Origin of the sequence: Paenibacillus haidiansis, assembly GCF_036553665.1 — a bacterium.
Classification (GTDB): domain Bacteria; phylum Bacillota; class Bacilli; order Paenibacillales; family Paenibacillaceae; genus Fontibacillus; species Fontibacillus haidiansis.
This window is the reverse complement of the sequence record NZ_JAZHPZ010000022.1, coordinates 42,242-64,103: the sequence shown is the minus strand read 5'-3', so window position 1 is coordinate 64,103 and position 21,862 is coordinate 42,242. Positions and strand designations below refer to the sequence as shown.

Here is a 21,862-nt window from a genome sequence, read left to right as displayed (position 1 = left end):
CAAAAAGTGAAGCGAGGCTTCGAAGGTAATTCCGATTACTTTTCGGGGACCCCGGTGAACCAATTAGGGGCTAACACGCAAATCTAAGTTTCGTATCCGGTTTTCAAGCGATTAAGCTTGAATATGTTTGGTGGCGATGGCGGAGGGGTTCCACACGTACCCATCCCGAACACGACCGTTAAGCCCTCCAGCGCCGATGGTACTTGGACCGAAGGGTCCTGGGAGAGTAGGACGCCGCCAAGCAAAGAGAAGAGAGCACTGCCGAGATAATCGGCGGTGCTCTTTTGCTTATTCTAAAGAAATAAGGGCCGAAATGGCCGCTATTTCACGAAAATGAGCCGCGTCTCGCAGAATAGCGCCTTTTTTGGCCCTTATTTAGGCCAATTCCGGCTAAACCATAGCCATTTTCCTCGATTCAGCCGAAATAAGGGCTCTTTTGGCCTCTATTTCTGGGAAAAGTACCGTATCTAGCCGGATAAGGGTGTTTTTGGCCCTTATTTGTGCAAATTAAGCCAAAATGCGGCAAATTACCTCCAAGCAGTCGAAATAAGGAACGTTCTCACCGCCACTTTATTGGATAGCGAAAAACTGGTCGAATAAAGGCAATAAATGGCGCTATTTCGACATCAAACAGTGGAGCATAAATTCGTTTTCCAACTCCCCTTGGCAAAGCGGAAATTTGTGCTATAATAAAATCAAAGTCAAAGAAAGTCAAAGTCAACATATCAAGACCATCCGATGTTCAAACCGACCCATACGGTTAATACTATTCATACATGTGTTACTTTGTCAAAACAGGTTAATCGGCGGCACGGTATGTTGGAGCAACGGGCAATGGAGGATGGGTGATGCGTAATATATCCGATATTATCGAGAAGTATCTCAAGAGCATTTTACACGAAAGCCCCGAAGGGGCGGTAGAAATTCAGCGTAATGATCTGGCCGACAAATTTTCCTGCGTGCCGTCACAAATCAATTATGTGATCAGTACAAGGTTCACCTTGGAAAAGGGATACCTGGTGGAAAGCAAACGCGGAGGAGGCGGTTACGTCCGGATCAGAAAGATCGAATTGCCGGGCCCGACCTCACTGCATGCTTACCTGTATCAGACAATAGGCAACGAAATCGGCCAGACCGCGGCCGAAGGGCTGATTTATCAATTGGAGGAGGCCAGATTCCTGAGCAGTAGAGAGGCTGCGCTGATGCGGGCTGCGGTTTCTCGCGAAGTGCTGATGGTCAAACTCCCATACCGGGACCAGATCCGGGCTCAATTGATGAAGGCGATGCTGATCGCTTTGCTTGGCTAGGATCGCCGGACGAACTTTTGAGCCAGGGTCATCCTGAAACACTGAACCGCCGCCCGCAAATGTTGATGAATCTATCCAGATAAGGAGGGTCATCCCATGCAATGTCAAGAATGCGGAAAACGCCCCGCAACCCTTCATTTTACGAAGATCATAAACGGGGAAAAAACGGAATTCCATATTTGCGAAGCCTGCGCCCGGGAAAAGGGTGAAATGATCCCGGGTACGACGGGCGGATTTTCGATACACAATCTGCTCTCCGGCCTCATGGATTTTCATCCCGGAGCGCAAGGTCAATCGGCCAGCATCAAGCAGCAGGAGAAAGTCCGCTGCGAAGAATGCGGCTTGACCTATTCCCAATTCAGCAAAATCGGCCGTTTCGGCTGCAGTTCCTGCTATAAATACTTTAACGACAAATTGGACCCGCTCTTCAAGAGAGTCCATGGCAACACGGTCCATGTAGGCAAAGTGCCGAAACGCGCCGGCGGACATATTCAAGCCAAACGCAAGCTGGACGATCTCCGGCGCGAACTGCAGCAGCGGATTCTTCATGAAGAGTTCGAGGAAGCGGCCGCGCTCCGGGACCAGATCCGTGAACTTGAGAAGAATATTCCGGCAGAATAGGAGGAGTGCACGATGCCTAATCTTCGTTTTACAGAACAGCCATTAAGCGAATGGATGAGCCGGGGCGGGAAGGAATCGGAGATCGTCATCAGCACCCGGGTGCGGATCGCACGCAATCTGATCCATCATCCGTTCCCGATGCTGGCGACGAACCAACAATCCGAAGAGATCCTGCAACTGCTGCAAGATGTACTGAAAGATGAGCGGCTGGAGAAATACGGCTCGCTGCATTCGATTTTGCTGGCGGACCTGGACGACCTCGACAAGCGGATTTTGGTCGAGAAGCATTTGATCAGCCCCAACCTCGCCGGAGAATCCCGGAATGGCGCCGCGTTTATCAGCGAGGACGAAAGCTTGAGCATCATGGTGAACGAGGAAGACCATTTAAGAATTCAATGTCTGTATCCGGGACTTCAGGTACAGGAGGCTTGGGAAAAAGCGTCGGCCATCGACGATATTTTTGAGGACCATGTGGATTATGCGTTCGACGGTAATCGGGGCTATATGACCAGCTGTCCGACAAATGTCGGTACGGGGATGCGGGCCTCGGTGATGATGCATTTGCCCGCCCTGGTACTTACGCAGCAGATCAACCGGATTATCTCGGCCGTCTCCCAAGTGGGTTTAACGGTACGGGGCATATACGGCGAAGGCAGCGAAGCGACGGGGAACTTGTTTCAGATCTCAAATCAGATTACACTAGGACAAAGCGAAGCGGAAATTATTGAAAATTTGGTCGGCGTTGTCCTGCAAATTATCGGGCATGAGAAGAACGCCCGCGAGAAGCTGTTGACCGAATCCCGACTTCGCATGATAGACCGTGTGATGCGTTCCTACGGTATTCTGTCCCATGCGGCGATGATGGACTCGAAAGAGGCAGCCCAGCGGCTGTCGGACGTCCGCCTCGGCGTGGATGTCGGCTTGATCAAGGATGTGCCATCCCAGGTGCTGAACGAACTGAACGTCATGACGCAGCCGGGGTTTCTGCAGAAGCTGTTCGGCGAGAATTTGTCGCCGGGCGAAAGGGATATGTACCGGGCGAAGCTGATCCGGGAAAAAGTGGGTAATTAACGAAAAACAATAGATTTTAGTGGAGGTGCAAAGAGAGATGATGTTTGGAAGATTTACGGAACGTGCCCAAAAAGTATTGGCCCTTGCCCAAGAAGAAGCGGTCAGACTGGGCCACAACAATATCGGTACTGAACATATTTTGCTCGGATTGATCCGGGAAGGCGAAGGGATCGCAGCCAAAGCGCTAATCGGTCTCGGACTCGGCCTCGAGAAGATCCAGGATGAGGTTGAAACCTTGATCGGCCGCGGCCAGGAGCAGCCTTCCAATATCGCTTATACTCCGCGCGCAAAGAAAGTAATTGAACTGTCGATGGATGAGGCGCGCAAGCTGGGCCACACTTATGTCGGCACTGAACATATTTTGCTTGGCCTGATTCGGGAAGGCGAAGGGGTTGCGGCCCGCGTGCTCAACAATCTTGGCATCAGCCTGAACAAAGCGCGCCAGCAAGTGCTGCAGCTGCTCGGCAGCAGCGAAGCCGTCTCCAGCCATCACGGAGCGCCCGCCAACGTCAATACGCCGACGTTAGACAGCTTAGCCCGCGATTTGACGGCCTCGGCCAAGGAAGGCAACCTTGACCCCGTTATCGGCCGGAGCAAGGAGATCGAGCGGGTCATCCAGGTGCTCAGCCGCCGGACGAAGAACAATCCGGTGCTGATCGGTGAACCGGGTGTCGGGAAAACGGCCATCGCCGAAGGACTGGCCCAAAAGATTATCAACAACGAAATCCCCGAAACGCTGCGCGACAAACGGGTTATGACCCTCGATATGGGCTCCGTGGTCGCCGGCACGAAATATCGCGGTGAGTTCGAAGACCGGCTGAAGAAGATCATGGACGAAATTCGCCAAGCCGGCAATATCATCCTGTTCATCGACGAGCTGCATACGCTGATCGGCGCTGGCGGCGCGGAGGGTGCCATCGACGCTTCGAACATCCTGAAACCGGCGCTGGCACGCGGCGAGCTGCAATGCATCGGGGCTACGACGCTGGATGAATACCGCAAATATATCGAGAAGGATGCCGCCCTCGAACGCCGGTTCCAGCCGATTACGGTGGATCAACCGTCGGTGGAGGAAGCGATCCAAATCCTGCACGGGCTGCGCGACCGTTATGAAGCGCATCACCGCGTGAAAATTACCGACGAAGCGATCGAGCAAGCCGTTAAACTGTCGGATCGTTACATTCAAGACCGGTTCCTGCCGGATAAAGCGATCGATCTGATCGACGAGGCGGGCTCCAAAGTAAGGCTGAACTCGTACACGGTACCGCCGAATTTGAAGCAACTGGAAAGCCGTCTGGAGGATATCCGCAAGGAGAAGGACGCCGCGGTGCAAAGCCAGGAATTCGAAAAAGCCGCAGCCTTGCGCGATACCGAACAAAAAATCCGCGAAGAGCTGGATGTGACGAAGAACCAGTGGAAGGAAAAACAAGGCCGTACCGATTCCGAGGTGACGCCGGAGGATATCGCACAGGTCGTGGCAAGCTGGACGGGAATCCCGGTCAGCAAGCTGAAGGAAGAAGAGACCGAGCGCCTGCTCAATATGGAGCAAATCCTGCATGAACGCGTAATCGGCCAGGATGAAGCCGTGAAGGCGGTCAGCCGGGCGATCCGCCGGGCGCGCGCGGGGCTTAAGGATCCGAAGCGGCCGATGGGTTCGTTCATCTTCCTCGGTCCGACCGGGGTCGGTAAGACCGAGCTGGCCAGAGCGCTGGCCGAGGCGATGTTCGGCGACGAGAACGCCGTAATCCGGATCGACATGTCCGAATACATGGAGAAGCATTCCACCGCCCGCCTGGTCGGTGCGCCTCCGGGATATGTCGGCTACGAGGAAGGCGGTCAACTGACTGAGAAAGTACGCCGCAAACCTTATTCCGTCGTCCTGCTGGATGAGATCGAAAAGGCGCATCCGGAAGTGTTCAACATCCTGCTGCAAGTGCTGGAAGACGGCCGTTTGACCGATTCCAAGGGCCGGGTGGTCGACTTCCGCAATACGCTGATCATTCTGACCTCGAACGTCGGGGCCGAGGCGATCAAGCGGAATACGCGGCTTGGCTTCACGGCGGTCGAAGACGCCGGTGCCGATTACGACAACATGAAGAGCAAAGTGATGGAAGAGCTCAAGAAGAGCTTCCGTCCCGAGTTCCTCAACCGGATCGACGAAATCATCGTGTTCCACTCCCTGGAGGAAGCGCATATCAACGAGATCGTTACCCTCATGTCCGAGGAGCTGCGCAAGCGGCTGCGCGAATACGACGTCGACTTCATTCTGACCGACAAGGCCAAGGCGTTCCTGGCCAAGGAAGGCTTCGATCCGGCTTACGGGGCGCGTCCGCTGCGTCGGGCCATCCAGAAGCATATCGAGGACCGTCTGTCCGAGGAATTGCTGACCGGCAATGTGAAGAAGGGCGATTCGCTGACAATCGACGAGGAGAACGGGGCTTTGACCGTCCAAAAGACGGGGTCCTTTTCCAAAAACGCCGATGTCGAAATCCATCAAGGGTGATTTTTTGAACAACCTATAAAAGAAATTGGCAAAAACCGATATATATTGTAAGGAAGCTTCCAAAGCGGCGCTTTGGGAGCTTTTCTTTTTCACCTACATAAGTCAAGCACCTAAATACATACTCTTTACCCGGCCAAGGCCTGTTTTGGCGGGAAGGAACTTTACGCCTATTCCGAAACAGTGGTAAACTTTGATTGTCACACTCGTGGTGCAACCTGCAAGGTTTGTCAAATTTTGCAGCGTGGAGAAGGAGAGATAGATGGTTAAAGTAAAAACAAAGTTTAATTGTACCGAATGCGGCTACGAATCGCCCAAATGGTATGGGAAATGCCCCGGTTGCGGGTCATGGAACACCATGGTGGAAGAGACGGAAACAGTCGTGAAGACACAAGGGCTCTCATCGGGGATATTTCATACGAAAGAAAAACCGCTCCCGATCATAAATATAGAAAGCGGCCAGGAGCCGCGGATCCAGACGGGAATCGCCGAGTTAAACCGCGTCCTTGGCGGCGGCGTCGTTCCGGGGTCGCTAATTCTTGTCGGCGGAGACCCCGGCATCGGGAAATCGACGCTCCTGCTGCAGACCTCGCATGAAATGGCCAAGGCGGGACTCCGGGTGCTTTACATCTCCGGAGAGGAATCGACCCGCCAAACCAAGCTTCGGGCGGAACGGCTCGGGACGTTATCCCCCGAGCTTTACGTTCTGTGCGAAAGCAACATGGAAGGGGTCGAGGAAGCGATCGATCAGGTGAAGCCGGATTTCCTTGTCATCGACTCGATCCAGACGGTCTATTTGCCGGAGATCACGAGCGCGCCGGGCAGCGTTGCGCAGGTGCGCGAATGCACGGCCCGTTTTATGCGGATCGCCAAAGGCCAGGGCATCGCCACCGTTTTGGTCGGCCATGTAACCAAGGAAGGGGCGATCGCCGGACCGCGCATGCTGGAGCACATGGTGGATTCCGTGCTTTATTTTGAAGGAGAGCGGCATCACTCCTACCGCTTGCTTCGCGCCGTGAAGAACCGGTTCGGTTCGACGAACGAAATCGGGATATTCGAAATGAATGAAGACGGGTTGAATGAAGTGGCCAACCCGTCGGAGCTGTTCCTGTCGGAGCGACCTTTGGGCGTGGCGGGTTCCACGGTCGTGGCCTCTATGGAAGGAACGCGGCCGATGCTGGTCGAGCTGCAAGCGCTGATCGCCTCGACGCAATTCCCTTCGCCGCGAAGAATGGCGACCGGGGTTGACCATAACCGGATGAATCTGATCATCGCCGTGCTGGAGAAGCGGATGGGCATGTTCCTACAAAACCAGGACGCCTATGTCAACCTCGCCGGCGGGGTCAAGCTGGATGAACCGGCGGTGGATTTGGCGATCGCGGTAAGCATCGCCTCCAGCTTCCGGGATCTGCCGACCAAACCATACGATGTGTTCTTCGGGGAAGTCGGCCTGACCGGCGAAGTCCGGGCTGTGGCCCGAGCGGAACAGCGGGTGAAGGAAGCGGCGAAGCTCGGCTTCAAACGGGTTATTATGCCGGAGAAGAGTATGAAAGGGTGGAAAGGTCCAAAGGATATTCAATTAATCGGGGTAAATACCGTTGCAGATGCGCTAGCTGTTGCGTTAGATTAGGGGGCACTAAATGATGAAAGAAACAACCCAAGCGGAAAATATGAACGATTTGCTTAGGCTCGTCGCGCCGGGTACCGCTTTTCGCGACGGGCTGGAGAACGTGCTGCGGGCCAAAACCGGCGGTCTGATCGTCGTCGGTTACAGCCCGGAAGTGATGGAAGTGGTGGAGGGCGGCTTCTCCATCAATTGCGACTTCTCGCCGAACTATTTATACGAGCTGGCCAAAATGGACGGCGCGATTATTTTGAGCGAGGACCTGAAGCGCATTCTGTTCGCCAACACCCAGTTGATCCCGGACTCATCCATTTCATCCTCGGAGACGGGCATCCGGCACCGTACGGCGGAACGGGTGGCGAAGCAGACCGGGAAGCTCGTCGTATCCATCTCCCAGCGGCGGAATATCATCACTTTGTATCAGGGGAGCTTGCGGTACACCCTGAAGGAAATCGGCGTGATCCTGACGAAAGCGAACCAGGCGATCCAGACCCTGGAGAAATACAGATCGGTACTCAATCAGGCGCTTACCAACCTGACCGCATCCGAATTTGAGGAACTGGTTACAATACCGGAAGTCATCAATGTGATTCAAAGGGTCGAAATGGTGATTCGAATCAAAATGGAAATCAAGCGTTATATCAATGAACTCGGCACCGAGGGACGGCTGATCAGCATGCAGATGGAGGAACTGGTCAGCAATATGGAGGAGGAAGCCTGGCTGCTCTACAAGGATTACGCCAAAGATGACAGCGACGAGGCGATTCGGGAGATCATTCTCGGGCTGAAACGTTTGACCGACGATGAACTGTTGGACGACAACCATATTACGCGTTTGCTCGGCTATCCAACCTCGGCGGCAACCTCGGAGGAGATCATATCGCCCCGCGGATATCGTGTGCTGAACAAAATTCCGCGCCTGCCGAATGTAATCATTCACAACCTGGTGGAGCGCTTCGGCGATCTGCCGACAACCCTGGCGGCTACGATCGAAGAGCTCGACGAGGTCGACGGGATCGGCGAGGTCCGGGCCCGGGCGATCAAAGAAGGGCTGAAGCGGCTTCAGGAGCAGGTATTCATTGACAGGCAAATTTAATTCTCCTACAATCATATGATGATGTTAAAGGAATATCTTTTTGAGGTGAAAAGATGATCACAAAATCGATTCCGAATCTGTTTACCCTAGGTAACCTGTTTCTCGGAATTCTGGCCATACTGCTTGCTCTTGAAGGCAGCTTCAATCTGGCGGCCATCATGGTAATTGCCGCGATGCTCCTGGACGGCTTGGACGGGCGCGTAGCCAGGGCGTTAAACTGTCAGAGCGAATTCGGCAAGCAGCTTGACTCGTTATCGGATATCATCTCTTTTGGCTTGGCTCCCGCACTTATGATGTATTTGATTTCTTTCCAGGACATTGCCCATACCGGCTTGGTCTGGACGGTTACCGCGATCTTTCCGATATGCGGAGCCCTGAGGCTGGCGAGATTCAACGTGCAGAAAGGAACTCCCGGTTACTTTACGGGCTTGCCCATTCCCGCGGCCGGCGGAGTCCTGGCGACGCTGACGCTGTTTCACGAGGATATCACGGCGCCTTATTTTATCGTTGCGATGCTGCTGTTGTCTTATCTGATGGTCAGCACGGTCAAGTATCCGAATTTCAAAAAAATCGGCCTCCCGAAAAAAGCAATCGTCATCACTCCGTTCGTCGTCGTGCTCGCCGTACTGATCGCGGTGCTTTTTCCGGAGCAAATCTCCAAGCTGATCTTTGTTCCGCTTGTGCTCTACGCTTCGTACGGGCTGAAGCAGAACTTCGACAGACTGCTGCGCCGGAAGCGGCGCGGCGGGGAAGATTCCGAGGGCGTATACCGTCCCAAGTAAGCTTTGACTTTCGATTGCAAAAAAAGGCATCGCCTTCCGCAAATTGCGGGAAGCGGTGCCTTTTTTATGGATGTATTATGGATACAGTCTTCGCTCTGCTTCTTCAAGACATATTGAATAAACCTAAAGTAGAGCACTTTTGCGATTCTTTCTCCAGCACTTCATTCAGCTCGATGTCGAGCAAATTGCAAAGGGCGGACATATAGAACAGGCTGCGCCCAAGCTCGTTGCTGACCGCATCCCGGCAATTTTCGCACAATTCCCCCTGGACATGCTGTTTGATCCTTTCCCTGGCTTGCTCGAGACTCATGCCGGGCTCGAATTCCTGCTTGGTGGCATGCAGTTCGATACAGCCGCATTCGGTTACCGCTTTGGTGACGGAGCGGACGGCCGCGGCGTTGGTTTGTCCCATCTTGGACATGACGTCCAGCAGACTGCGGTGACGGAGCAACAATTCGGAAACTTGGTCTTGAAAAGATTGAAGGCTTGGTGCGCTCATTATCCATCCACCTCAATATTATGAATTGAGTTCATTATATGCCACTTTTTCCCCGCGAATCAACCAGAAATGCCGCATTGCGCGGGCCGCTTCCGAAATTCTCCCCGAAATCCCTCGCAAAAAAAGTTGTTTCCCTACCGATTACGCCGCCCAAAATTGGATCATACTGGATAAAGATAATGATTAATCAGGAGGTGAAGATTGACATGCTGAAAAAGAGTTTAATGCTCGTGGCCGGACTCGGCGGAGCGTGGCTCGGATACACCACGGAAGGAATCTCGGGCGTATTTCCCCAGCCGCTGAAAGGCTGGTTTGAAGGGATGAGTCCGTTTGCCGCGCATCTGATTCTGGCGGCAGCCGGGGCAGGTCTGTTCTGGTTCCTTTTTTCACTTGCGGCGGATGCCGTTTCGGCAAGAGTCAACGCTTGGATCAAAGGCCTGACACAAATACCGATGAAGGACATGGCGGCCGGAGCGGCCGGATTGACTGCAGGACTTCTTCTTTCTTTAATGGTCTATCCCGTGTTGTCCTGGTTTGGCACCTTGGAGAGTTTTGCGCAGTTGGCGGTTTCGGTCTTGCTCGGTTATATCGGGCTATACGTCGGGCTGGAGAAGAAAGAGGAGCTTTCTTCTTTATGGATATCGGGCAAATGGAGCAAAGGAAGCCAGGAGGAAGAATCAAGGCTGGAGGAGCATAAAATTTTGGATACCAGCGTGATCATCGACGGGCGGATCGCCGACATTTGCAAAACCGGGTTCATCGAAGGAACGATCGTGATTCCCGAGTTTGTCCTGGAGGAGCTCCAGCACATCGCCGACTCGTCCGATTTACTGAAGCGCAACCGCGGGCGGCGGGGGCTGGATATTTTGAACAAAATCCAGAAAGAACTCGACGTCAAAGTGATGATCTATGAGGGGGATTTCGAGGAAATCTCCGAGGTTGACAGCAAGCTGGTCAAGCTGGCCAAAGTCTTGCAGGGCAAAGTCGTGACCAACGATTTCAACCTGAACAAGGTATGCGAATTGCAGGGCGTATCGGTGCTGAATATCAACGATCTTGCCAATGCGGTCAAGCCGGTCGTGCTGCCGGGCGAAGAGATTATGGTGCAGGTGATCAAGGATGGCAAAGAGCATGGGCAAGGGGTCGCTTACCTGGACGACGGCACGATGATCGTTGTCGAGGGCGGAAGGGACTACATCGGCAGCATCACCGAGGTGCTGGTGACCAGCGTTTTGCAAACGTCGGCGGGCCGGATGATTTTTGCCAAGCCAAAACTGTTGGAAAAAGCCCAGTAATTCGGTATGATGGGGATAAATGCGGTTTTGCGTTTTGATCATGACCGCGTATTCTGGCAGGGTGAGGCATTTGGATATGAATGTAATGGATCTTCCCCGGGCGGGAGTTGTCATAGTGGCGGCAGGCCGGGGAACACGGATGGGGACGAAGGAGAACAAGCAGTTCCTCCTGCTTCGGGACAAGCCGATTATCGTCCATACCTTGGAGGTATTTGACCGCCATCCGTTGATCGGCGAAATTGTATTGGTGACCGGCGAACATGATGTGGATCGCTGCCGCGCCTGGGTCGCCGAGTATGGAATTGCAAAACAAGTAAAAGTAATACCGGGCGGCGCCGAGCGTCAGCATTCGGTATACCGGGGGCTGCTGAATATCGGGGCCGACTGGGTACTGGTGCATGACGGCGTCCGCCCTTTTGTCACGAGCGGACAGATCACGGCCTGCTATGAAACGGCGGTTCGGCACGGGGCGGCCATTCTGGCCGTCCCGGTCAAAGATACCGTCAAGCAGGTCGACGAGGCGGGGCGGGTAACCGCCACGCCGGACCGCCGCAGCTTGTGGGCGGTACAGACGCCGCAGGCCTTCCGGCGAGCCGACCTGCTGCGGGCCCATGAGGAAGCCGAAGCCGGGGGCTTTCTCGGCACGGATGATGCGATGCTGATCGAGCGGCTGGGGATTCCCGTGATGGTCGCGCAAGGCGGGTATAATAACATCAAGATTACCACGCCGGAGGATTTGGACTTTGCGGAAATTATCATCAACAAGAAAGATTTCGGGGGAGAGGACAAGTTATGATCGCGGTAGGACAAGGATTTGATGTGCATCAGCTGGTGGAGGGACGGCCCTGCATCATCGGCGGCGTTACAATTCCTTATGAAAAGGGGCTGCTCGGCCATTCCGACGCCGATGTACTGCTGCATACGGTGAGCGACGCCATCCTGGGCGCGCTGGCCTTGGGCGACATCGGCCGGCATTTCCCGGACACGGATCCGGCCTTTAAGGACGCGGACAGTCTGGTGCTGCTGCGCCGGGTGTGGGACATGGCCAAGGAGCGGGGCTACCGTCTCGGCAACCTGGACGCGACGATTATCGCGCAGGCGCCGAAGATGGCGCCGTACGTTCCGCAGATGGTCGAAATTATCGCGGGGGCGCTGGAGGCCGATCCGCGGCGGGTCAACGTGAAGGCGACGACGACGGAGCATCTCGGATTTACCGGACGGGGAGAGGGCATTGCCGCGCAATGTATTGTGTGCTTGCTCTCGGATGTGCTATCATCATAGGATTGTAAGGGTAATATTTGATGTATTCTATTGACCGGGAATGAACGAGAAAATCTGGAGGGGATTGCAATGACAGAGGTTCGCGTGCGGTATGCGCCGAGTCCTACAGGGCATTTACATATCGGCAACGCCAGAACGGCGCTGTTCAATTATTTGTTTGCCAGACATCACGGAGGCAAATTCATTATTCGCATCGAGGATACCGACGTGAAACGGAATGTGGCCGGCGGGGAAGAAAACCAGCTCACCTATCTCAAATGGCTCGGCATGGATTGGGACGAGAGCATCGATGTCGGCGGCGAGTTCGGACCGTACCGCCAGACGGAACGGCTCGACATTTACCGCACCTATTGGCAGGACCTGCTCGACCGGGGGCTTGCTTACCGCTGCTACTGCACGGAAGAGGAGCTGGAGCAGGAGCGCGAGGAGCAGATCGCCCGCGGGGAGACGCCTCGCTACTCCGGCAAGCACCGCGATTTGACGCCGGAGCAATGCGCCGATTTCGAAGCGGAGGGCCGCGTTCCGAGCATCCGGTTCCGCGTGCCGGAAGGCCGTACTTATACCTTTAACGATCTCGTCAAAGGGCCGATCAGCTTCGAGTCCGATATCAGCGGCGATTTTGTTATCGTCAAAAAAGACGGGATTCCGACTTATAATTTTGCTGTCGCGCTGGATGATCATCTCATGCAAATCACTCACGTGCTGCGTGGAGAAGACCATGTATCCAATACGCCGCGTCAGTTGATGATTTACGAAGCTTTCGGCTGGGAGCCGCCGGTATTCGGCCATATGACCTTGATCGTTGGCGAGAACCACAAGAAATTGAGCAAACGCGACGAATCGGTCATCCAGTTCATCGAGCAGTATGATAAACTCGGCTATTTGCCGGAGGCGCTGTTCAACTTTATCGCCCTGCTCGGCTGGTCGCCGGAAGGGGAAGAGGAGATTTTCTCCAAGGACGAGCTGATTTCGATCTTCGACGCGAACCGCTTGTCCCGCAGCCCGGCGGTGTTCGATAAGAACAAGCTCGCTCACTTGAACAACCATTACATTAAGAACGCCGATCCGGACAGAATCGCCGCGCTGGCCATCCCGCATCTGCAGGCGGCATCCCGAATTCCGGCCGAATTGACGCCGGAGCAGGAAGCATGGGCCAAGACGCTCGTCGCGTTGTACCAAGAGCAAATGACGGCGGCTTCGGACATCGTCGAGCTGTCGGACTTGTTCTTCCGCACGCACTTGGAGCTGGAAGCGGAAGCCGCGGCCATATTGGCCGAGCCGCAGGTGCCCGACGTGCTGAAGGCGTTCCTCGGCAAGGTGGAAGCCGCCGCCGAGTTCACGCCGGAGCATATTGCCGTCCTCATCAAGGAAGTGCAGAAGGAGACCGGCGTCAAAGGCAAAGGGCTGTTCATGCCGATCCGCGTCGCTCTGACCGGGCAAACCCATGGCCGCGATTTGAACCAAACGATCTATCTGCTCGGCCGTGACCGTGCGATCGACCGGCTTAAATCGCAAATCCGCGGCTAAGACGGAAATTTTATTGTCAGTATTGTGGACTATCATGTAAGATATAGGCAACGGCAAAGATCGGGAGAAGTACGCGAAAGTTTGGCGGCATTGTACAGAGAGGGTAACCGGATAGCGGTCGACCGCTTCCAGGCTGAAAGTTATCTCAATCGCGCGCGGCGGAAATGCACCCGGGAGCCGCAGACTCGAGCTTGTCCTCCGGGACGGGGGTAGAGGCTGCCGTATCGTCCGCGTTAAGGACATTAAGAGGGATGAAAGTACGGATAGCGGAATTGTTCATCGTTAGGCCCGTCTGCCGCAAGCGGAGGGTTAGCGGGAAGTGCGCCCGCCCGTTTTCGTCCGAAGCAGAGTGGAACCACGCAGGTCAAGCGTCTCTGCAGCGAAAGCTGCAGGGCGCTTTTTTTGTTGGCGTTTGGAGGAAATTAGCGTCCTAAAAGGCCGTTATTTATTGAGTTTCGGGGGATTTCAGGAAAATAGCGGCCCGTCAGGCTCTTATTTGCCCCGGGAGGCTCCAAGGACCGGTTTTTGCCTGAAAAATGGCTGAATAGCGCCCCAAAAGACCGCTATTTTCGGCAGAAGGCTGAGAATGGGCGGAATAGCACCCTAAAAGGTCGTTATTTTTAGGCTTGCTTTATGGAATTGGGTTTGACGACAGCATGGGCCGGTAGAGAAGCGTAAGCAGAACAAGAGGGGGAACGCTTATGTTTAAGAGAATGAAATCCGATATTCAGGCGGTTTTTGAAAATGACCCGGCCGCCAGAAGCTGGTTCGAGGTTGTCTTCACGTATTCCGGGCTGCATGCGATTTGGAGCCACCGGATCGCGCATGCTTTGTTCCGCCGCCGCTGGTTTACGCCGGCCCGGATCGTGTCCCAGGTGAGCCGTTTTTTCACCGGCATTGAAATCCACCCGGGGGCCCGGATCGGCAACCGGCTGTTTATCGACCACGGGATGGGGGTCGTCATCGGGGAAACTTGCGAAATCGGCGACGATGTGGTTATCTATCAGGGAGTCACGCTGGGCGGAAGCGGCAAAGAAAAAGGCAAGCGGCATCCGACGATCGGCAACAATGTCGTGATCGGGTCGGGGGCGAAAATATTGGGATCCTTCAAAGTAGGGGATCAGTGCAACATCGGAGCCAACTCGGTCGTGCTGAAAGAAGTGCCCCCGGGCAGCACCGTCGTCGGCATTCCGGGCAAAGTGGTCCGCCAAGGCGGGAAGCGCCTGGACCGGCTCAGCCACGAGCTGCCGGATCCGGTTGTCGATATGATGCGTTCGCTTCATGAGGAAATAGCACGGCTGCAGGAAGAAATTAAAGACTTGAAGCAACGTCTGCCGGAAGAACAGATGTCGGAATAAACTACAGCAGCGGATCGTTGACGGCAGATCGTTGAGCGGACCGTTTTACGGTTAAAATAGAGTAGAGCCCCAAGCGGAAAGGAAAGAGAGTATGGCATTGCAAATCTATAACACGCTGACCCGCAAGAAAGAGGAGTTCGTTCCCTTGAAGCCGGGGAAAGCTTCGGTTTATGTATGCGGACCTACCGTATACGGTTACGTCCATATCGGGAATGCGCGACCGATGATTTTTTTCGATGTGGTACGCAGCTATTTGGAAAATCAAAAATATGACGTAAACTTCGTCGTCAATTTTACCGATGTCGACGACAAGCTGATCCGTAAAGCGGAGGAAATGAAGCTTTCGGTACCCGAGGTTGCCTCGATGTTTATCGGCGCTTATTACGAGGATCTGGAAGGACTCGGCATTCCGCGGGCATCGGCCAATCCCCGGGTGACGGAAAATATGGACGTCATCATCGCGTTTATCCGCGATTTGGAGAGCAAGGGATATGCCTACGAGAATGGCGGAGACGTGTTCTTCCGCACCCGCAAATTCGACGGATACGGCAAGCTGTCGGGGCAAAACCTCGAAGAGCTTCAGTTCGGCATCCGGATCGATGTGGATGAGCGGAAGGAGAATCCGGAGGATTTCGTGCTCTGGAAAGCCGCCAAGCCGGGGGAAATCCATTGGGATAGCCCATGGGGACCGGGCCGGCCGGGCTGGCACATCGAATGCTCGGCCATGTCGCGGCATTTGCTCGGCGATACGCTGGATATCCACGGCGGCGGGCAGGATTTGGAGTTTCCGCATCACGAGTGCGAGATCGCCCAATCCGAATCGGTGACGGGGAAACCACTGGCCAACTATTGGATGCATAACGGCTACATCAAAATCGGCGGCGAGAAAATGTCGAAATCGCTCGGCAACGGCGTGCTCGTCAAAGATTTGCGCGCCCGGTACAAGAGGGAAGCGATCCGGTATTTCATGCTCTCGACCCATTATCGCAATCCGCTGAATTTCACGGATGAAGCAATGGCGCAGGCGGAGCGCGGGGTGGAACGGATCGCCAACGCCGTGGGCAATCTGAGCTACCGCCTGCAGGAAACGTCCGAAGGGGATCAAGACGGAACCGTAACACCGGAGTGGGAGGCGAAACTGCAGGAGATTCGGACAGCGTTCCATACCAAAATGCAGGACGATTTCAATACACCGGATGCGATTACGGCGGTGTTCGAATGGGTGAGCGAGGTCAACGGCCTGCTGCAGGGCCGGGACGTGAAGCGCGCCGATCTGGAAGCGGCGGAGAAGCTGTTCGCGGAGATGAACGGCGTGCTGCGCATCGCCGCGACGGAGGCGGAGCAAGAGCTGCTCGACGACGAGATCGAAGCGCTGATCGCCGAGCGTACGGAAGCGCGGAAGGCGAAGAACTGGGCCCGGGCCGACGAGATCCGCGATCTGCTGCAAGAGCAAGGCATCCTGTTGGAAGATACGCCGCAGGGCATGAGATGGCGGCGGAAATGACGGGCCCGGAAACAAACGGCGGCCCGTCCGGCCCAGCCGCGCCGGGAGGCGCCCCGGCCCCCGGCGCTACTGCCGGCCAGCCGGCGGCGCTCTGGTTCCCGGAGCCGCCGTCCAAGCCGGTCCGGCTGCTGCCGCCGCTCGCGCTGGCCTACATCGGCGACGCCGTCTTCGAGGTCGCCGTCCGCCAGCATGTAATGGCCCGGCCGAACCTGCGGCCGCATCACATGCACCGGCTGTCGACGAAGTACGTCTCCGCCAAAGCCCAGGCGGAGCTGCTGGCCCTGCTGGAGCCGCAGCTGACCGATGAGGAGAAGGACGTAGTCCGCCAAGGCCGCAACGCCAAATCCGGCACGATTCCCAAAAATGCGAATGTGCAGGATTACCGCCTTGCGACCGCCCTGGAGAGCTTGATCGGCTACTTGTATTACACGGGGGAGCATGAGCGGATGCGCAGCCTGATCGCGCAGGGGTTTGAGCTTCTCGAACCGGAACAAATTTGAATATAGCATTCCCAGGAGGATTTTTATGGAGGAACAAGAATGGATCGCCGGCAAGCACTCGCTGCTTGAAGCCATGAGAGCCGGACGGACGATCAATAAAATATGGGTGGCCGAAGGCGCCCAAAAGCATTTAACCCAGCCGGTGCTCGCGGAGGCCAAAAACCGGGGCATCGTCGTTCAATTCGTGGACAAGCGCAAGCTGGACCAAATGGTTCCGGGCATGCAGCACCAAGGGATGGTCGCTCAAGCCGCGCCGTTTGCTTACGCCGAAGTGGAAGACTTGCTCGCGAGAGCCGCGGAGCGGGGAGAACCGCCGTTCTTGCTCATTTTGGACGAAATCGAAGACCCGCATAACCTGGGCTCCATCTTGAGAACCGCCGAATGCACGGGAGTGCACGGCGTAATCATCCCCAAACGGCGCTCCGCCGCGGTGAACGCGACGGTTTCCAAAACGTCGGCCGGCGCGGTCGAATACGTGCCCGTCGCCCGGGTCACGAACCTGGTGCAAACCATGGAGCAGCTGAAGCAGGCCGGCGTCTGGGTCGTCGGCACCGATGTCGCCGCCAAGGAAGAAATCTACGGGGGCGGCGATATTTTGACCGGCTCCGTGGCGATCGTGATCGGTAACGAGAATCAGGGCATGGGCCGGCTGGTCCGGGAGACCTGCGATGTTCTGCTGAAGCTCCCGATGAACGGTCAGCTTAATTCTCTGAACGCCTCGGTTGCTGCGGGCGTCGTGATGTATGAAGTGCTGCGCAGACGCCGCGCGCAAGGATAAAGATTTATGCGCGACGCGCGCGACGTGCTCTTGGTTGACGGCTACAATATGATCGGCGGATGGCCTGAGCTGTCCGCTCTGTCCAAGAACAGTCTGGAGGACGCCCGGGACCGCCTCTTGGAGCGGCTCGCCGATTATCAGGCCTTCTCGGGCCGGAAGGTCGTTGTCGTCTTCGATGCCTACCGGGTACCCGGACTCGGAAAATCGTTCGCCCAGTACAAGATCGACATTTTTTTTACCAAGGAAAAAGAAACGGCCGATGAATGCATTGAACGGCTGGTCGGCGAGTATTCTCACCGGCGGCGGCAGATCTATGTGGCTACGAGCGATATGGTGGAGCAGCACGTGATATTCGGGCAGGGGGCGCTAAGGATTTCCGCGCGGGAGCTGCTCACTCAAGTAGAGCAAAGTGAAAAGGAAATTCAGACCCGGCTGCGGGAACGCAGCAGCAAATCCGGGCGAAATACGATCGACGCGAAACTGACGCCGGAGATGCGCCAAATGTTCGAACGTTGGCGCAGGGAATGATAAGGTATTTTATTGGTATGCTCCCAAATCCTCTTGACAAAGTTCGACTTTACATCTTTTGGTACTTTTTCGGTTGACGCTAAGATGCGCCATAATATATACTGTTCGTATTACTTGATTGAGTGACGGGGCACCGTGCGTTGCAGCCGGAGGGATTTGTGGTGAGTGTCAACCTCGAGACATGGATAAGGTTTGACTATGAAGTACAAACTGATGAAGACATTGTCGAAGCCGTTCGCAACGGCGACAGTGAAGCGTTGGAGTACTTGATTAACAAGTACCGCAGTTTTGTGCGGGCCAAAGCTAGATCCTATTTCCTGATCGGTGCCGACCGGGAGGATATTATCCAGGAAGGAATGATCGGTCTTTACAAATCGATCCGGGACTTTCGGGGGGACAAGCTGGCTTCGTTCAAGGCGTTTGCCGAGCTGTGCATTACGCGGCAGATTATTACGGCGATTAAGACGGCGACGCGGCAGAAGCATATTCCGCTGAATTCTTACGTCTCTTTGGACAAGCCGATTTACGACGAGGATTCCGACCGGACGCTTCTTGACGTTATATGCGGCTCCCGGGTTTGCGATCCCGAAGAGCTGATCATTAATCAGGAGGAGTTTGTCGGACTTGAAGACAAAATGTCCGAAATCCTCAGCGATTTGGAGCGCAAGGTACTCATGCTGTATCTTGACGGCCGGTCGTACCAAGAGATTGCCGTTGACTTGAACCGTCACGTCAAATCTATCGATAACGCGCTTCAGCGGGTGAAACGCAAACTGGAGCGGTATCTGGAAGTGCGCGACGGGAGCAATTGAACGAACCGACGAAATTTATAAAATAGAAAACAGAGGGATGGCCGCTTTTAACCGGCCGCCCTTTTTTGCTGCTTATGCTTATTGCGGACACGAAAGTCGCTGTTTCTCTCCAATCGCCGATTGGAAAATTTTTCGTTTATACTCCGATAAGCTGAGCTATACTAGATACAGTACGCTTATGACATACAGATTCTGTCATTTTAGGCATATCCCAGATTTCAGAGCCAGCCTGCGATTTACCTCTATTTTACGATGAGAGAAGCTTGCTCTGCTCGTTGACACAGGTAGGGGCATGTGATAAAGTGTTTTAGGTAGGCCTAAATTTGTGCTTTCCATTTTTAATGGTGCGATAATTTCAGGTCAATACATGAGACTTTCTCATACCAAGAATGTCTTCGGGAGGTGCACATCATGCGGGTAATTATTACGTTGGCTTGTACGAATTGCAAACAAAGAAACTACACGACAACGAAAAACAAGCGAAACCACCCCGACCGCATGGAGATGAAGAAATTTTGCAAGTTCTGCAACGCGCAAGTTCCTCATCGCGAAACCAGATAGTCTTTGGAGGTGTAATCGCGCATGAAAAAAAGTTTCAAGTCGTTGATTTCTTTTTTCTCTGAAAGCTGGGCTGAGCTTAAAAAGGTTCGCTGGCCTAATCGTAAAGAGCTGACCAATTATACGCTGATTGTGCTGGGTACAATTGTAGTTGTCGCGATTTATTTTTGGGTACTTGACATCGGCATTTCTGCTGTGATCGAAGCGATAATTTAAGAAGGGTCCTTAGGTGGCTTGATATGGAAAAAAGATGGTACGTGGTTCATACCTATTCCGGGTATGAAAACAAAGTCAAAGCCAATTTGGAGAAACGCGTCGAGTCCATGGGCATGGAGGACAAGATATTCCGCGTTCTTGTTCCGATGGAAGAAGAAGTGGTAAACAAAGACGGCAAGAAGAAAACCGTCATGCGTAAAGTTTACCCGGGGTATGTCTTGGTCGAAATGATCCAAACCGACGATTCTTGGTATGTTGTCCGCAACACGCCAGGCGTCACCGGATTTGTCGGCTCCACGGGATCGGGCTCCAAGCCTACGCCGCTGCTCCCTGAAGAAGTGGATCAGATTTTGCAGCATATGGGCATGGAAGAACCGAAACCGGTCATCGAGTTCGACTTGAAAGAATCCGTACGCATCAAAGTTGGTCCGTTTGCCAATTTTGTCGGGTCGATCGAAGAAATTCTGGTCGACAAGAGCAAGCTCAAGGTTCACGTCAACATGTTTGGTCGAGAAACCCCGCTTGAACTGGATTACACTCAAGTGGAAAAGATATAATTGGTTTCTTAGGGTTTCATGTGGGAGGAGCTTTCGCTCCGGCTACCACTACTAGGGCAAGGAGGTGTCTTACATGGCGAAAAAAGTTATCAAAGTAGTAAAACTGCAAATTCCTGCAGGGAAAGCGAATCCTGCGCCTCCGGTAGGTCCGGCTTTGGGTCAAGCGGGTGTCAACATCATGGCATTCTGTAAAGAATTCAACGCTCGTACCGCCGATCAAGCAGGCTTGATCATTCCGGTTGAAATTTCGGTGTTTGAAGACCGTTCCTTTACTTTCATCACCAAAACTCCTCCGGCAGCCGTTCTGCTTCGCGTTGCGGCCAAGATCGAAAAAGGATCCGGCGAACCGAACAAGAAGAAAGTGGCTACCGTGAAACGCGACGTTGTTCGTCAAATCGCGGAACAAAAAATGCCTGACCTGAACGCAGCATCCGTTGAATCGGCTATGCGCATGGTTGAAGGTACGGCCCGCAGCATGGGCATCACGATCCAAGACTAATTCTTGGGAGTGAATTATTACGACTTGGTTGCAAGACAGCTTAGAACTACTTGAAAATGTGCAACTGAAGTTGCCTCTGAGAAATAAGCTCGCCTTCGGGTAGCTCATCTATTCAGAGATCAGTGGGAGGATATTCCGCTAATACCACAAAGGAGGAACAATTCATGGCTAAACACGGTAAGAAATACCTTGAAGCCGCTAAGCTGATCGACAGCGAAGCGACATATGAGCCTTCCGAAGCCGTTGAACTGGTGAAGAAGGCGGCGACTGCCAAATTCGACGAAACCGTTGAAGCTGCAGTTCGTTTGGGTGTAGACCCTCGTAAACAAGACCAAGCCGTTCGTGGTGTCGTTGTCCTGCCGCATGGCACGGGTAAAACACAACGCGTTCTGGTATTCGCCAAAGGCGACAAAGCGAAGGAAGCGGAAGCGGCCGGAGCTGACTACGTTGGCGATCAAGACATGATCAACAAAATCCAACAAGGCTGGTTCGAATTCGATGTCTGCGTAGCGACGCCGGATATGATGAGCGAAGTTGGTAAACTGGGCCGTCTGCTCGGCGGTAAAGGCCTCATGCCTAACCCTAAAGCAGGCACGGTTACGTTTGACGTAACGAAAGCCGTTCAAGAAATCAAAGCCGGTAAAATCGAGTATCGTTTGGACAAAGCTGGCCAAATTCATGCGCCAATCGGTAAAGTGTCCTTCACTTCCGAACAATTGAATGAGAACCTAAAGGCCCTCATCGACGCATTGAACCGGGCAAAACCGGCTGCTGCCAAGGGCGTATACTTGAAAAACATCGCGGTTTCTTCGACGATGGGCCCTAGCGCTCGTGTTAATACAGCCGTTTACAGATAATACCGTCCGCTATCGGGGGTATAGGGATTGACATCATGTTCATCTCTTGATAAACTAAACGAGTTGTTTTAAGCGAGAAATAAATTTGAATA

General features: G+C 54.1%; 23 protein-coding genes, 1 rRNA gene and 1 other annotated feature (1 of these 25 only partly in view). Of the genes, 23 read left to right on the top strand and 1 reads right to left on the bottom strand.

Annotated elements, in window-relative coordinates; all coding sequences use genetic code 11:
* Window positions 1-126: 126 nt before the first annotated feature.
* The 8 genes from rrf to pssA all read left to right on the top strand — a co-directional run bounded on the left by rrf (window position 127) and on the right by pssA (window position 9,001).
* Window positions 127-243, top strand: a 5S ribosomal RNA gene (gene rrf, locus V3851_RS25215).
* Window positions 244-848: 605 nt separating this feature from the next.
* Complete coding sequence (locus V3851_RS25210; protein ID WP_331849193.1) at window positions 849-1,307, top strand: CtsR family transcriptional regulator; 459 nt, start codon at window positions 849-851, stop codon at window positions 1,305-1,307.
* Window positions 1,308-1,403: 96 nt separating this feature from the next.
* On the top strand, window positions 1,404-1,928 hold the full coding sequence (locus V3851_RS25205) for a UvrB/UvrC motif-containing protein (protein WP_331849192.1): 525 nt from the start codon (window positions 1,404-1,406) through the stop codon (window positions 1,926-1,928).
* A 12-nt stretch (window positions 1,929-1,940) separates the two neighbouring features.
* Complete coding sequence (locus V3851_RS25200) at window positions 1,941-2,999, top strand: protein arginine kinase (protein ID WP_331849191.1); 1,059 nt, start codon at window positions 1,941-1,943, stop codon at window positions 2,997-2,999.
* A 37-nt stretch (window positions 3,000-3,036) separates the two neighbouring features.
* Window positions 3,037-5,502 (top strand): ATP-dependent protease ATP-binding subunit ClpC, encoded by a 2,466-nt coding sequence (gene clpC, locus V3851_RS25195; protein WP_331849190.1) that lies wholly within the window; start codon window positions 3,037-3,039, stop codon window positions 5,500-5,502.
* Window positions 5,503-5,761: 259 nt separating this feature from the next.
* The gene (radA, locus tag V3851_RS25190; protein ID WP_331849189.1) at window positions 5,762-7,129 is read left to right on the top strand and encodes a DNA repair protein RadA; all 1,368 of its coding nucleotides are present in this window, start codon (window positions 5,762-5,764) and stop codon (window positions 7,127-7,129) included.
* Window positions 7,130-7,142: 13 nt separating this feature from the next.
* Complete coding sequence (disA, locus tag V3851_RS25185; RefSeq protein ID WP_331849195.1) at window positions 7,143-8,219, top strand: DNA integrity scanning diadenylate cyclase DisA; 1,077 nt, start codon at window positions 7,143-7,145, stop codon at window positions 8,217-8,219.
* Window positions 8,220-8,272: 53 nt separating this feature from the next.
* Complete coding sequence (gene pssA, locus V3851_RS25180; protein WP_331849188.1) at window positions 8,273-9,001, top strand: CDP-diacylglycerol--serine O-phosphatidyltransferase; 729 nt, start codon at window positions 8,273-8,275, stop codon at window positions 8,999-9,001.
* Between the two features lie 103 nt (window positions 9,002-9,104).
* Here pssA and V3851_RS25175 read toward each other — a convergent pair whose 3' ends face one another.
* Window positions 9,105-9,500: a nucleoside triphosphate pyrophosphohydrolase family protein gene (locus V3851_RS25175; RefSeq protein ID WP_331849187.1), complete on the bottom strand. Its 396-nt coding sequence runs from the start codon at window positions 9,498-9,500 to the stop codon at window positions 9,105-9,107.
* A 206-nt stretch (window positions 9,501-9,706) separates the two neighbouring features.
* Between V3851_RS25175 and V3851_RS25170 the strand changes: the two genes are divergently transcribed.
* The 15 genes from V3851_RS25170 (at window position 9,707) to rplA (ending at window position 21,770) form a co-directional block, all read left to right on the top strand.
* Entirely contained in the window at window positions 9,707-10,795 is a 1,089-nt protein-coding gene (locus V3851_RS25170) for a PIN/TRAM domain-containing protein (protein ID WP_331849186.1), read from the top strand.
* A gap of 76 nt (window positions 10,796-10,871) precedes the next feature.
* Window positions 10,872-11,591, top strand: a complete 720-nt coding sequence (gene ispD / locus V3851_RS25165; RefSeq protein ID WP_331849185.1) for a 2-C-methyl-D-erythritol 4-phosphate cytidylyltransferase — start codon at window positions 10,872-10,874, stop codon at window positions 11,589-11,591.
* Window positions 11,588-12,076 carry a 2-C-methyl-D-erythritol 2,4-cyclodiphosphate synthase gene (gene ispF, locus V3851_RS25160; RefSeq protein ID WP_331849184.1) on the top strand — a complete coding sequence of 163 codons (489 nt, stop codon included), beginning with the start codon at window positions 11,588-11,590 and terminating at the stop codon, window positions 12,074-12,076. Before ispD ends, ispF begins: the two co-directional genes overlap by 4 nt.
* Before the next feature lie 69 nt (window positions 12,077-12,145).
* Window positions 12,146-13,603: a glutamate--tRNA ligase gene (gene gltX, locus V3851_RS25155; RefSeq protein WP_331849183.1), complete on the top strand. Its 1,458-nt coding sequence runs from the start codon at window positions 12,146-12,148 to the stop codon at window positions 13,601-13,603.
* A gap of 701 nt (window positions 13,604-14,304) precedes the next feature.
* Window positions 14,305-14,961 (top strand): serine O-acetyltransferase, encoded by a 657-nt coding sequence (cysE, locus tag V3851_RS25150; RefSeq protein ID WP_331849182.1) that lies wholly within the window; start codon window positions 14,305-14,307, stop codon window positions 14,959-14,961.
* Between the two features lie 91 nt (window positions 14,962-15,052).
* Window positions 15,053-16,465, top strand: a complete 1,413-nt coding sequence (gene cysS, locus V3851_RS25145; protein WP_331849181.1) for a cysteine--tRNA ligase — start codon at window positions 15,053-15,055, stop codon at window positions 16,463-16,465.
* Window positions 16,450-16,965, top strand: coding sequence for a Mini-ribonuclease 3 (locus V3851_RS25140; RefSeq protein ID WP_331849180.1), 516 nt, complete (start codon window positions 16,450-16,452; stop codon window positions 16,963-16,965). Before cysS ends, V3851_RS25140 begins: the two co-directional genes overlap by 16 nt.
* Window positions 16,966-16,990: 25 nt before the next feature.
* Window positions 16,991-17,743: a 23S rRNA (guanosine(2251)-2'-O)-methyltransferase RlmB gene (rlmB, locus tag V3851_RS25135; RefSeq protein ID WP_331849179.1), complete on the top strand. Its 753-nt coding sequence runs from the start codon at window positions 16,991-16,993 to the stop codon at window positions 17,741-17,743.
* Between the two features lie 6 nt (window positions 17,744-17,749).
* Entirely contained in the window at window positions 17,750-18,271 is a 522-nt protein-coding gene (locus tag V3851_RS25130) for an NYN domain-containing protein (RefSeq protein WP_331849178.1), read from the top strand.
* A 158-nt stretch (window positions 18,272-18,429) separates the two neighbouring features.
* Window positions 18,430-19,083 (top strand): RNA polymerase sporulation sigma factor SigH, encoded by a 654-nt coding sequence (gene sigH, locus V3851_RS25125; RefSeq protein WP_414859361.1) that lies wholly within the window; start codon window positions 18,430-18,432, stop codon window positions 19,081-19,083.
* Window positions 19,084-19,494: 411 nt separating this feature from the next.
* The gene (gene rpmG, locus V3851_RS25120) at window positions 19,495-19,644 is read left to right on the top strand and encodes a 50S ribosomal protein L33 (RefSeq protein WP_331849176.1); all 150 of its coding nucleotides are present in this window, start codon (window positions 19,495-19,497) and stop codon (window positions 19,642-19,644) included.
* A 21-nt stretch (window positions 19,645-19,665) separates the two neighbouring features.
* Complete coding sequence (gene secE / locus V3851_RS25115) at window positions 19,666-19,857, top strand: preprotein translocase subunit SecE (protein ID WP_331849175.1); 192 nt, start codon at window positions 19,666-19,668, stop codon at window positions 19,855-19,857.
* 23 nt (window positions 19,858-19,880) lie between these two features.
* A complete protein-coding gene (gene nusG, locus V3851_RS25110; RefSeq protein ID WP_331849174.1) occupies window positions 19,881-20,414 on the top strand; it encodes a transcription termination/antitermination protein NusG in 534 nt (177 codons plus the stop codon).
* 73 nt (window positions 20,415-20,487) lie between these two features.
* Window positions 20,488-20,913, top strand: coding sequence for a 50S ribosomal protein L11 (gene rplK, locus V3851_RS25105; RefSeq protein WP_044482537.1), 426 nt, complete (start codon window positions 20,488-20,490; stop codon window positions 20,911-20,913).
* 164 nt (window positions 20,914-21,077) lie between these two features.
* The gene (rplA, locus tag V3851_RS25100) at window positions 21,078-21,770 is read left to right on the top strand and encodes a 50S ribosomal protein L1 (protein ID WP_331849173.1); all 693 of its coding nucleotides are present in this window, start codon (window positions 21,078-21,080) and stop codon (window positions 21,768-21,770) included.
* 80 nt (window positions 21,771-21,850) lie between these two features.
* Window positions 21,851-21,862, top strand: a sequence feature (ribosomal protein L10 leader region); it runs 140 nt beyond the window's last position.